The sequence below is a fragment of the Microcoleus sp. genome (genome assembly GCF_049646505.1).
Classification (GTDB): Bacteria; Cyanobacteriota; Cyanobacteriia; order Cyanobacteriales; family Microcoleaceae; genus Microcoleus.
Window position 1 is genome coordinate 1 of the sequence record NZ_JBARVX010000256.1, and the last position, 12,623, is coordinate 12,623.

The 12,623-nt window shown below is 46.7% G+C and carries 10 protein-coding genes; 5 read left to right on the top strand and 5 right to left on the bottom strand.

Annotated features, from left to right (window positions below; all coding sequences use genetic code 11):
• Positions 1–356 precede the first annotated feature (356 nt).
• Both WBA89_RS13825 and WBA89_RS13830 read left to right on the top strand, forming a co-directional pair.
• Complete coding sequence (locus WBA89_RS13825) at positions 357–881, top strand: hypothetical protein (RefSeq protein ID WP_424407278.1); 525 nt, start codon at positions 357–359, stop codon at positions 879–881.
• Positions 882–1,286: 405 nt separating this feature from the next.
• Positions 1,287–2,210, top strand: coding sequence for an ROK family protein (locus WBA89_RS13830; RefSeq protein ID WP_424407280.1), 924 nt, complete (start codon positions 1,287–1,289; stop codon positions 2,208–2,210).
• A 356-nt stretch (positions 2,211–2,566) separates the two neighbouring features.
• On the opposite strand, the gene WBA89_RS13835 is transcribed toward WBA89_RS13830, so the two are convergent.
• The 3 genes from WBA89_RS13835 to WBA89_RS13845 form a co-directional block, all read right to left on the bottom strand.
• Positions 2,567–2,992 (bottom strand): hypothetical protein, encoded by a 426-nt coding sequence (locus tag WBA89_RS13835; protein ID WP_424407282.1) that lies wholly within the window; start codon positions 2,990–2,992, stop codon positions 2,567–2,569.
• 429 nt (positions 2,993–3,421) lie between these two features.
• Positions 3,422–5,080 (bottom strand): CTP synthase, encoded by a 1,659-nt coding sequence (locus WBA89_RS13840; RefSeq protein WP_424407284.1) that lies wholly within the window; start codon positions 5,078–5,080, stop codon positions 3,422–3,424.
• 688 nt (positions 5,081–5,768) lie between these two features.
• Positions 5,769–6,725 carry an Rpn family recombination-promoting nuclease/putative transposase gene (locus WBA89_RS13845; RefSeq protein WP_424407286.1) on the bottom strand — a complete coding sequence of 319 codons (957 nt, stop codon included), beginning with the start codon at positions 6,723–6,725 and terminating at the stop codon, positions 5,769–5,771.
• Positions 6,726–6,992: 267 nt separating this feature from the next.
• Here WBA89_RS13845 and WBA89_RS13850 point away from each other — a divergent pair, with 267 nt between their 5' ends.
• The 3 genes from WBA89_RS13850 to cutA all read left to right on the top strand — a co-directional run bounded on the left by WBA89_RS13850 (position 6,993) and on the right by cutA (position 11,467).
• Complete coding sequence (locus WBA89_RS13850; RefSeq protein ID WP_424407288.1) at positions 6,993–9,608, top strand: VIT domain-containing protein; 2,616 nt, start codon at positions 6,993–6,995, stop codon at positions 9,606–9,608.
• Between the two features lie 252 nt (positions 9,609–9,860).
• Positions 9,861–10,751, top strand: a complete 891-nt coding sequence (locus tag WBA89_RS13855; protein ID WP_424407290.1) for a pentapeptide repeat-containing protein — start codon at positions 9,861–9,863, stop codon at positions 10,749–10,751.
• A gap of 377 nt (positions 10,752–11,128) precedes the next feature.
• Positions 11,129–11,467: a divalent-cation tolerance protein CutA gene (cutA, locus tag WBA89_RS13860; protein WP_424407292.1), complete on the top strand. Its 339-nt coding sequence runs from the start codon at positions 11,129–11,131 to the stop codon at positions 11,465–11,467.
• A 52-nt stretch (positions 11,468–11,519) separates the two neighbouring features.
• Here the strand turns inward: cutA and WBA89_RS13865 are convergent, their stop codons facing one another.
• Both WBA89_RS13865 and WBA89_RS13870 read right to left on the bottom strand, forming a co-directional pair.
• Positions 11,520–12,059: a DUF2231 domain-containing protein gene (locus WBA89_RS13865; RefSeq protein WP_424407294.1), complete on the bottom strand. Its 540-nt coding sequence runs from the start codon at positions 12,057–12,059 to the stop codon at positions 11,520–11,522.
• A 51-nt stretch (positions 12,060–12,110) separates the two neighbouring features.
• Positions 12,111–12,389 carry a hypothetical protein gene (locus WBA89_RS13870; protein ID WP_424407296.1) on the bottom strand — a complete coding sequence of 93 codons (279 nt, stop codon included), beginning with the start codon at positions 12,387–12,389 and terminating at the stop codon, positions 12,111–12,113.
• Positions 12,390–12,623: the final 234 nt, after the last annotated feature.

The following is a 12,623-nucleotide window of genomic DNA, read 5'->3' on the forward strand; positions in this document are numbered from 1 at the left end:
ATCATTATGCGATCATACTGTATCCATAACCAGGATTACATCACTCAGGAGCCGTGTGCGGTGAAAGTCGCTCTTCCCGGTTTTGTAGGAGAGATGGTGGGGGACACCCTGCCATCGACTCTCTAACGAATTGACCACAATTAATATCAGTTTCAACTGAGATATTGCACTATTCATGTTGAACCTTTAGGGCGGGTTCACCAATTGCTTTAAAAGTTGCAGGCAGGTTAAATGAACGCGCCCCAACTCACCTAAAAATCCCTTAAAAAAGGCTATAAATCGACATCTAAAAAATATCAAATATTGAGAGCGACCAGACTAAAATAGAAAATATTCTACCCATTTAAACCCTATCAATGCTAGATAAAATTTGGCAATTCATCAAACAACTAATTCAGCGCCTATTCGGAACAGCAGCACCGACCGCGCCCCAAAATACCCCCATCCGCCCCACTCTCACAGACGCGGAATACGAGTCGAAATTCATGGAAATTCTGGAAGGGGTGAATGCCGGCTGGAGTCGAGGGGATATCGCGGGTTTCTTAATCGCAAAACGCCTTAAAGATGGTGAATTGGCGGGTTGGTTGCGACGGTTTGGAACTCGATTGTTAGAGGGCGAAGGCGATCGCACTGCTGCTGCGGATGCGGTGGCTTCGCTTCAGGAATTGGCGCGCAGGCTGGGATTGTTGGGTAGAATTGGTAGCGGGGAATTGTCGCAGGTGGCCGGGGAGATTGGACGGGAAATATTGAGGCGATTTCCGCTGCCGGTGGTTGAGAATGATGGTGGATATGGGATGGTGATTGAGGCGGTGTTTGTTGGGGATGGTTTGGGTTTTTCTGGGGATGAGAATCGCAGCGGCGCTGAGGGGGCTGAGGGTTAATTGGAAGCAGGTGGCAAAAGGCGATCGCATCTTAAAACAACCAGGCAATTTCTCTCCCGCCAGACAACAATGATATTGTGCAAAAATAACTAGGACGGGCAAGATGCCCATCCCACAAGAATCATTTTTGCTCGTGTTGCTCGTTACCAGGCTCTGCCTGGTAATGCAGATCCGGAGGCTCTGCCTCCTGTGCTCGTTGCTCGTGCTTGCTCGTTACCAGGCTCTGCCTGGTAATGCAGATCCGGAGGCTCTGCCTCCTTTTATCTGTCAACTTACAAGAGAAAAGAATGTAGGAGGTGTTTAAGTTATTAAATTTTCATTCCTAAGCACCGCTGCCGTCGGTAATTTTCACCCACTCAAATAAAACTTCGATCGCTCAACTCGTCAATACAAACTTAAATCGTCATGGCACAAGTAATCGGCATCGACTTAGGCGGCACCGCCATTAAACTCGGCAGATTTAGCGAAGACGGCATTTGCCACCAATCCTTAACAGTCCCAACTCCTCAACCCGCAACGCCTGAAGCCGTTTTGGCCGCCATCGCCGATGCTATTTTTCAACTTCAAACTCGCCCCATTGTTGAAGGAGGGCTGGGGGAAGATATAATACGTGCGATCGGCATTGGCACGCCAGGCCCGGCAGACGCAGCAGGCCGCACGGCCAGAGTAGCAATTAACCTCACAAACTGGCATAACGTCCCCCTAGCTGACTGGTTGGAAGCCAAAACCGGACTGCCGACAATATTAGCAAATGATGCCAACTGTGCCGGATTGGGAGAAGCTTGGTTGGGTGCGGGAAAGCATTTTAAAAACCTCATTTTGCTAACGTTAGGTACAGGAGTCGGCGGTGCAGTTATCCTAGACGGCAAACTATTTTCAGGTCATCTCGGCGCGGCCGGAGAATTAGGATTAATTGCGATCGATCCCGACGGCCCGGAGTGCAACAGCGGCAATCGCGGTTCTTTAGAACAATACGTTTCCGTGCAAGCAATTCGCCGCGAAACGGGTTTGGAACCCCTAGAATTAGCAAATTTAGCTCGGTCTGGAGATGCCAAAGCTTTAGAATACTGGCAAAATTACGGGCGCTATCTCGGTATCGGTTTAGCAAGTCTCATTTATGTTTTAACACCGGAAGCTATTATTATCGGCGGTGGAATTAGTGCAGGTGCAGAATTTTTCTTGCCTGCGGTGCAAGCTGAAATTGAGCGGCGGGTGCTGCCGACTTCTCGCGAAGATTTGCAGCTATTGGTTGCTCAATTGGGCAATCAAGCAGGTATGGTGGGCGCAGCAAAATTAGCTTGGCAGCTAGCTTTAATGACTAATAACTGATAACTAATATCAATTTTGGTTGTACTTATACATGATGTTAGTTGTTAGTTGTTAGTTGTTATTTGTTATTTGTTATTTGTTATTTGTTATTTGTTAACTGTTATTTGTTAACTGTTATTGGTTATTTGTTAACTGTTATTTGTTAACTGTTATTTGTTATTTGTTATTCCGATGAAGAGAGGATTTGATATAACAACTAACAACTAACAACTAACAACTAACAACTGCCAACTAACAACTGCCAACTAACAACTGCCAACTAACAACTAAGAGGGCGGGCACGGGGGCACCGCCCCTACCAACTAACAACTAACAAATAACAAATAACAACTAACAACTAACAACCAATGACTTCTTCATGGCAGAGATTGCCCGGTCGTAGTTTTGATGTATTCTTGAATTTTTTGATAATCCTCCGAGTTGCCTTCGCGCATGAGAATAATGTTGGTCGCGCTGTCAGGCAGGAAAAAGCTAATTAGCCGGCCGTTCTGTTCGCAAGTAAAAGAGCTAATTTTACTCATATCGATCGCAAATTCCTTGCGGTCATATTTGATTTTAATCCACGAACCTTTAGAATTGCGATCGATCGTTTTTCTTAGGTAATCTAAAACTTGTTTGTAAGCCTCGTGATTGCCTTGGGGATTCAGGATAATTGGCTGACTGCTATTGGGCAGCCAAAATGTGATCCGCTTGTTATCCAGTTCGCTAGAAAAAGCACTAATAGTGTCAAGGTCAATTATGTATGTATTTTTTTCATAAGTAAGTTTGCTCCAGTAAGCCACAAAACCCCTCCTCCCACCTGCGTTTCCTGGTATTTTAGGATAGTTTGACAACTCATAACCTTTGAGATTTTAGATTTTACATTGAATAATTTTAGATTGGGCATGAATGATGACTGTTGGGGTTAGCACTGCGGGCTTCATCAGTTGGATTCTGTTTTGAAACTGCTATCATCCTTGAAATCTCAGCTATAAAGTTATAGGATTGCTATAGCCCCTCAATCCCTATGCTAAAGTCGGGGTGAGGTTTTTGAGTCGTTGAGAATGCTGCTCGATATCATGTCCGGTAGATGAGACCCCGATCGAATCCTATTTTTGGGTTGGGCGGGTGAGAGTACGATCGACTATCCGCCCTATTTGAATACAATCTGCACTCGCCCGCCCTACAGACATTCAATATATCAAAACTAATCGATCGCACATCGTAGCAGATTAGCTTCCGGTAACTTTCCCCGCCACCAAGTCGCGAGCCTCAGCTTCTAAAACATCCTGCTTTCCCTGGATGCTCGCCGCCCGGACAAACCCCTGAAATAAGGGGTGGGGGGTGCTAGGTCGAGATTGGAATTCGGGGTGAAATTGACAGGCGATGAAAAAAGGATGGTTGGGCAATTCGATCATTTCTACCAATCGGCCGTCGGGAGATGTCCCGGAGACTGCATAACCTGATTCTAAGAAAAGATTCCGGTAGGAGTTATTGAATTCGTACCGGTGGCGGTGCCGCTCGTAAATCACTTCTTTTTGATAAAGTTTGAATGCGAGGGTGTCTGGGTTGACGCGACACGGATACAAACCCAACCGCATCGTACCGCCCAAATTGACGACATCTTGCTGTTCTGGCAATAAGTTAATGATCGGATTTGCTGTATTTGGGTCAAATTCAGCGCTGTTGGCATCCTTCAGTTGGGCGGTGTTGCGCGCCCATTCAATTACAGCACACTGCATCCCCAAACACAATCCCAAAAAAGGTATTTTGTGGTGTTTAGCATATTCGATCGCCGCTATTTTGCCATCGACTCCCCGAATCCCAAAACCTCCGGGTACAAGAATGCCGTTGATATTTTTGAGATAGTTTTCGAGGCTTCCCGATTCTAAATCTTCTGAGTTAATCCAGTGCAAATTTAGGTCGCAGCCGATCGCAATTGCCGCGTGCCGCAAAGCTTCCACCACAGAAAGATAAGCATCGTTCAAGCGCACGTATTTGCCAACCAAAGCAATATCAATCTTGTGGCTGGGACTGTAAAGCCGCTTGACTAAGGTTTGCCACTGGATCAAATCGGGTGGCCGCTGTTCGAGTTGCAGCAAATTGATGGTTTGTTCTGCTAAACCTTCTTCTTCCATCATTAGAGGCACTTCGTAGATACTTTTGGCATCTTGAGCCGTGATGACGCATTCTTCCGGTACGTTGCAGAATTCCGACAATTTTTGTTTGAGACCCAAAGGTAAAGGCCGATCGGACCTACAGACTAGAATATCTGGTTGAATGCCGATCGACCGCAACTCCTTAACCGAGTGCTGAGTCGGCTTAGTTTTCATCTCTCCAGCCGAAGGAATCCAAGGTATCAGCGTTACGTGCATATACAAAACATTTTGCCGCCCGACATCCTTGCGAAACTGGCGAATCGCCTCCAAAAACGGCAAAGATTCAATATCTCCCACCGTGCCGCCGATTTCCGTAATCACCACATCGGGATTAGTATTTTTTGCGACTCGGTGAATGCGCTCTTTAATCTCGTTAGTGATGTGGGGAATCACCTGCACCGTGCTCCCCTGATACTCGCCGCGGCGTTCCTTATTAATCACAGCTTGATAAATGGAACCCGTGGTAACGCTGTTGAGGCGAGACATGGAGGTATCGGTAAAACGCTCGTAATGCCCCAAATCCAGGTCTGTTTCCGCACCGTCTTCGGTGACAAAGACTTCTCCGTGCTGAAACGGGCTGAGAGTGCCGGGGTCAACGTTAATATAGGGGTCTAGCTTCAAAATCGAGACCGAGTAGTCCCGCGACTTCAATAAGCGACCGAGGGAAGAAGCGACAATTCCCTTCCCGATACTGGAAACCACGCCGCCGGTCACAAACACAAATTTGCTCATAGGATTTTCGATTTTAGATGTTTCTCAGTTAAGAAGGTAACACTCAACTCTAAGAGTTAAAATCAAAAATTGTCCGCGAGTGTACGAGCATTTTTCAACTGCGGGTGGGGAAGCGACGAGTGAACCGACGAGCTCGATCGGGCTGAGTGCATCTGTAGGCCAGCGTTTGTAGTGCGATCGGGCAATAGGTCGAGTGTTAATTATAACTGCGCCAGGACGATCGCACTCACACAAAAAATGCTTTTTACAAAATCCCAGATGCACCCCACCGCCCCCAGAGTCACGCCAACTTGAAAACTCACAATCTTTCTAGGCGGGTAGCGCCCCAAGTCCCAACCCCCTCCGGCCGAGCTCGCGCCGAAGCCGCACCCTAATTCAGAGGGGCGAAAACCGCAGGGGGATTGCCCCCAACACAGATTTCATATCAATTCCGGTGTGCGATTCGTTTAATTGCTCGTTACCAGGAAGAGCCTGGTAATGCTTCTGGGGCGAGGCTCTGCCTCCTTCGATCTTGAAACTTACAGGAGAAAGGACTGTATAGCAATCCTTGCAGGAGTCGTAAATATTTTTACCCCACCCCAACCCTCCCCGAACTCGCGGGGAGGGAGTAAGAAATTCACAAATGATTTAGGATTGCTGTAGGAGGTGTTTAAGTTATTAAGTTTTCGATCCCAATCATTAATAATTGCTATAATCTCTGCAACCGATCGCTCAAATCTGACACATTAGCCAACTCTAAAACTGCCTTCCCTAAATCATCTAATTGCTCCGTAGATAACTGATTGATGCGAGTTTGCATCTCCGGCGACAGCGGGCCGACACGGGACTCCAACAGCGACAAAACCAACTCCAACTTTCCTTGTTTTATACCTTGTTCGATACCTTGTTCGATACCTTGTTCGATACCTTGTTCGATGCCTTGTTCGATACCGATTCTGGTAGCTTTGCTAATTGCACCGCGCTGGTCTTGAATAAAAATTTCTCGCCTTTCTAAATCTTCCAATTCATCAGGATCGAGATTTGCTTCATTGGCAATTGCAAAAGCTTTGCGGATTTCCGGTACATTTCCCAACTCTTCCGGCACAGACCTTAACGTCCGAGCGGTTTTCATGAAATATATCCACTTGTCTGTCAGCGTCTCTAATTCTTCTAAAGTCTTGTCAAACTTGGGCAACTCAACAAAGACAAATTCTAATTCATCTGCCAAATAATCGACGAGATTGTTTTTCTCTTTGATACAAAATCGCGAAATTACTGTTTCTAGATGCTCGAACATTGGGAAATCTGTAATCGTCAAGGCAATCACGGGATTTAATAAACTGTAGTTTTCTCCGCTTTTTAACTGCACTGAATAAGCTTTGGTAGCATTGTACAAAATCCGCTTTTCAAAAGATTCTACGTTCAATACCTGCATTTCAATAATTACAGTTTTGCTGCCGCCGATCTTGGCTTTGACATCCAAGTAAGTATCTTTGACTCCTTTAATTTTTGGAGCTAAGTAAGGGTCGAGAATTTCTAAGTCTTCGATAACTGGCTGTGCTTCGTAGAGAATGGCATTTAAAAAGCTAATCAAAATGTCTTTGCTGTCAGCAGAGCCGAAGATTTTTTTAAAGGCAAAGTCGGTTTTAGGATTGATAAAATTCATGGTTTTTTCAATTTATTAGAGGTGGAGAGGTTGATGTGAGAATTATTTAATTATCTAACTATTATACAATTTTGTAGGTTGGGTTCGCCGACGATCGCCCAACTGACTCGAATACCGATGCCAGCCCCCAACCGCCTGTCAAATCAATCTCAAATCTCAAATCGACCCTGGCCCTCAGTCATTTTTGGGCGAAACTTAACTCAGGAACGTTTCGCCAATGCTAAGGTCATGGTAGACAGAGCACCTCAAATCTGATGATAAATAGCTATGAAGTTTGTCTGCGTTCTGTCCCCTCAACAGTTGTTTTCTGCTGGTGTCGCATTGCTCGCCGCGATCCTCTTCGAGGGCTTCGCTAACGAGTGCGGCGTGTGGCTAGCTCCAAACGCGGCCCAAGCCAACGCCTTGGGGCAAAATCACTCGTCTGTAACGCCGAAAATCCTTGCTAGTAACGATGTTAGTTGCAGTGGTGCCCGATCGCCCGAAAATCGCTGTCATGTCGGCGGTTTGTTCGTCAAAACCCAAAATACTGCGCGAGAACAAGTATTTCCTCTCAAAAAAACTGAAGTTAAAGCCAAAATTGCCGGCAACATTTCCCGCGTCGAAGTTGTTCAGAAGTTTGAAAATCCCTTTCCCGAATCTTTAGAAGCTGTTTATGTCTTTCCTCTACCCGACGAAGAGGCGGTGGATGACATGGAAATTAAAATCGGCGATCGCATTATTAAAGGTGATATCAAACGGCGCGATGAAGCTTTGGAAATTTACCAAAAAGCTCGCCAAGAAGGCCGGACTGCGGGTTTGTTGGAACAAGAACGATCTAATATTTTTACTCAGTCTCTGGCTAATATCAAACCGGGAGAAAAAATTGAAGTTACGATTCGCTACACCGAAAGTCTGAAGTTTGTCGGCGGCGATTACGAATTTGTGTTTCCCACGGTGGTTGGGCCGCGCTACGTTTCGCGAAATACGACCCCCCCCAACCCCCCCTTAGCAAGGGGGGGCGATGCTCTATCCCGCCCCTTAGCAAGGGGGGGCGATGCTCTATCCTCCCCCTTAGCAAGGGGGGGGCAGGGGGGGGTTAATACCGATCCCGATCGCATTAACCCGCCTGTTTTGCCTCCGGGCACGCGATCTGGTCACGATATCTCTGTGGAGGTAGAAATAGATGCTGGAGTTGCGATCGGCGATGTCCGCTCTACTTCCCATCAAATTACCACTGATCGCAGCGGCAACATTGTTCGCGTCAAATTAGCTGACTCTGACACAATTCCCAATAAAGATTTAATTCTGCGCTATCGAGTAGCAGGCGAAAATACTCAAGCAACAGTCCTGACTCAATCCGACCAGCGGGGCGGTCATTTTGCTACTTATTTGATTCCCGCCTTAAACTATAAACCTAATGAAATTGTACCGAAAGATGTCGTGTTTTTGATGGATACTTCCGGTTCTCAGCAGGGCGAACCGCTGGCAAAATCTAAGGAGTTAATGCGCCGCTTCATTCAAGGGCTAAATCCCAAGGATACTTTTACTATTATTGATTTTGCCAACACTGCGAAAGCGCTTTCAACAGCTCCTTTAGCGAATACAGAAGCTAATCGACAAATGGCAATTAAGTATATCGATGCTTTGCAGGCTAACGGGGGCACAGAACTGCTCAACGGCTTTCAAACTGTGATGAAGTTTCCGGCGACAAAAACAGGAACTCTGCGGAGTATTGTACTGATTACTGACGGTTATATTGGTAATGAAAATGAAGTGCTCGCCCAGGTGCAGCAGAGTCTGAAACCGGGAAATCGACTTTATAGTTTTGGTGTGGGCAGTTCGGTGAATCGGTTTTTGCTCAACCGTTTGGCAGAAGTGGGAAGAGGTACGTCTCAAGTAGTTCGTCAAGATGAACCGTCAGCACCGGCTGCTGAAAAGTTTTTTCGCCAAATTAACAATCCGGTATTGACTAATATTCAAGTTAGTTGGGAAGGAGTGGGGGAAAAACCGGAGATTTATCCGATCGCCCCGCCGGACTTATTTACCAGTCAACCGCTGGTTTTGTTTGGCAAAAAGAGCGATCGAATTAACGGCCAACTCCGCATCCGCGGCACTCAAGCCGGCGGCAAAGTGTACGATCGGGTTTTACCTGTGAATTTTGCTCAATCGGGGCGGCAGCGGGAGTCAACTTCAGTCGCAGCAAGCGTTACAGATTTTGGCAATCCGGCGGTGGCTCAACTTTGGGGGCGATCGCGCATTAAAAGTTTAATGAATCAAATGTTTGGCGGCGCTACTGAATCTCTGGTAGAAGCCGTGACTAATACTGCTCTAACTTATCGCTTGCTGTCGGAATACACTGCTTTTGTAGCTGTGAGCGAAGAAGTGCGAGTCGAACCAGATGGATCGCGCCGTCTCGTGCAAGTGCCTGTGGAATTGCCGCAGGGTGTCAGCTATGAAGGTATTTTTGATTCCCAGAAGGACGAGCAAACTAGGGGCGGGGTTCGCAGTATTACCCCCACTCGCGGTTTTGCACCGATTGCTCCAGCTCCTGGTGTCGCGCAGCGAGCCCGTTACGCCGAACCAGCACCGCCGCCGCCCGCGCCGAAGCCTTTGACTTCTCGCTTGCAAGTAGTCAGTGCCCAAGGGTTGGATTCCGCGAGTCGCGCTGCTCTGACTCAATACTTGCAATCTGTTAATCTCCCGGCGGGGGTTAGCGGCGAGACGGTGTGGGAGCTGTCGGTACAAAACGGCCGCGTACAGAAAGTGGCGATTGACTCTGGAAGCTCGACGCTGCAATCAACAGAGGCTCTAGAGACTCTCAAAAAAGCCTTGATTTCCTGGCAACCGCCGGCAGGGCTCCAGGGTACGGTGCGCCTAAATTTGCGGATTAATCCCGATCGTTAAGGAATGACTGTTTTTGTCAAGAAACATTAACTTTTAAGTCAAAAGTACCGAAAGGGCGATCGCTACCGCGAGAACAATATAAAATCTTTATTAAGAGATCCTGTTTAAACAGAAACTGATGTTAACAGAAGTTATAAAGTTTGAGGCAAACGCTGAAACAGTCTAATTTCTCACACAGTTCCATTTCTGAAACAACCTCCTAGTTAAGATTTCTCCATCGCCCCCCCCAAATCAGAGAAGGTATCAAGCCCTATGAAAGTTAGCGAACTGCTCAATAATTACGAAAACGGACAAAGAGACTTTGCTGGAGCCGATTTGGGCGGGGCAAACCTCAGCGGAGCCATCTTAATCGGAGTCAACCTTTCGCGGGCGAACCTTGCCGGGGCGAACCTCAGCAGAGCGTTTCTCACCAAAGCAACCCTCAAAGGCGCACAAATGCACAGAACAAATCTGAGTTTTGCCAAAATGGGCGAAACCCAACTCTCAGGCGCAGATTTGACAAAAGCTAATTTGAGCGGAGCTTTTTTGGTAAAAGCCAAATTGCCGAGAGTTAATTTGAGCGGCGCAACCTTAAGTAGCGCAAACCTGCGGAGTGCTGTGTTGTGGAATGCCAATTTATCCAGCGCTGACTTGCAATTAGTGAACTTCCTGGGTGCGAATCTGACTGGAGCTAATTTTAAATGGGCAAACCTCTACGGTGCAAAGCTCAACAGTGCAAAACTTTTTGGAGCTCAATTAACCGGAGTCAGTCTGCGGCGAGCGCAGTTGACAGGCGTGAATCTTTCGGGTGCAGATTTGAGCGGTGTGAATGTGAGCGAAGCTAAACTGATGGGAGCTAATTTGGAAGGCTCGAATTTGGCGGGTGCAAATTTCAGCGCGTCTCAGTTGCGGGGCGTTAAATTGGCTGGTGCAAACTTAACTGGGGCTAAGTTTAGAGGAAGTTGTTTGATCGGGGCAAATCTGAATTGGGCAAAGTTGTGTCAAGCTGATTTGATGGCAGCAGATTTGAGCGATGCGACTTTAATAGGAGCTAATTTAGATAATGCTTTGTTGGCGGGAGCTATTTTGCCGGAATCGACTAGGCGCTATTTTTCCTTAGCTGGGGTGTGCAGAGTCAATTCTTGGGAAGTTGCGGAAATTTAAAATTGGTAGTTGGTAGTTGGGAATTGGGAAATTGTTGGTTATATTATACGAGCAATTCCATAAATCACGGGAGCGCTCTGCTTACCGCAGATGTAAGGCAGATTTACGCAGATTTACGCAGATAATTTAACTGGTATTTAACTGGTGCCCAGGCTAGAGCCTGGGAACGAATAAGTTATTAAAAATGGCAGATATCTGTGGCCGACAGGGCAGTCCTGTTTCCAGACTGGGAATGCGATCGAGCTTTTCTATTCAAATTAATCTAATACCATTTTTCTAAAGATATGCTATTGATGAAGTCTGAAGCCCCCCCTTACCAAGGGGGGGTTGGGGGGGTTATATCTAGCGCTACTTTATCAAATTAATCTAACATCACTATGACAGTTAACTTCGGGTTGGTGCTGGTAACTGCTGCATCGGAGGCGGAAGCGGAAAATCTCGCTAAATCTCTCGTCGAAAACAAGCTAGCTGCTTGCGTGAGTTTGTCACCAATTCGCTCTGTTTATAGTTGGCAAGGCGAGATTCATTCCGAGGCGGAGTGGCAGTTGGTGATTAAAACTGATTTGGCTAAATTTGAGGCTTTAAAAACAAAAGTTCAGGAACTTCATTCCTATGAAGTTCCCGAAATTATTGCTATTCCGATTATCGCTGGCAGCGAGGCTTATCTCCATTGGCTGGGACAATCTTTAAGTTTGCAGTCAGAACTTCAATCCTAAATTCTCCACGAATAAAGAGGGAATCAAGTCCCTACTACAAACGGTTGGAAACCTACATATTTTGACTGGTAGGGCCGATGACACCGACTTTGTGACGAAAACTTAGTTCGCCGCCGAACCAGCCTGTAACGCCCAGCAAGGAAGCAACGACGACGGACAATGCTAAACCTGTATAGACGATCGGCTGGGCCGGATTTCCCTGTCGCAACAGCAGGTTAATCAGCGAAAGTACGAGAGCCGCCACATTGCCGCCCATGTGCAACCAACCGGCACTGCGATCGCGCACTCTTTTAATTCTCGCAAAATCTAAAAAGCCCGTGATTCCAGCCAAAATCCCCGCACCAAAACCGCAACCGATCAGCCAAACCGAAGCTCTCGCCCAAAACGGATCGCTTGTCAGCCAATAACCGATATCCGTGCCGGCGGCTCCGACTAAAAAGGCGATCGGAAACACGATCAGCACTGGGTGGAGGGGATGGCCCGCAACTGAAACTGTACTGGTAATCCCGGCATCGCGATACTCTGCGTCATTGCTTTCGAGAATCGGCGGAATATTGGGATAAGGTGTACTATTTGTTTGATTTGTTTCCATGATTTTTACAGATAACTTTTGTACGACAAACCCGTTTTTATGGGATTGAAGTTAATCCATAATCCGATCGCCATTTTCGTCAACGCGGATCTGCCGAACTACGTCAGAAATTTCCTCGGCATCTTTGACGTGGTGCAGGGCTTTCTTTTCCCCGTCTGGTTCTTCTACAATGAAATAAGTTGGAACTGTAACTGTGTCTCCCGTGATGTCTGGCACGTGATCTACCGCCAGTTGCTGGGCTTTTTCTTCGATGGTTTGCGGTTTGTCGGAAATGCGATCGCCCGGATTGGCAGTGCGTTCCATATCTTTGCCCGGTTTGTCGATACTCATAAAACCTCTGTAGTATTTCTAAATTTTTTGCTGACTCTAATTCTTAATATTGAACGAAAAATGTGCCTGCGTTAACATCTCCCAAGGGGTGTAAATTGCAGTTATGCCGATCGCGCGCAGCATCTTCCTCTAGGTAGAGACTTTTGACCTAGTTCCAAAACTACCTAAGCTAAAATCAAAGTATTATATCAATTCCGGTTGCACTCATATACGATGTTAACTGTTAACTGTTAA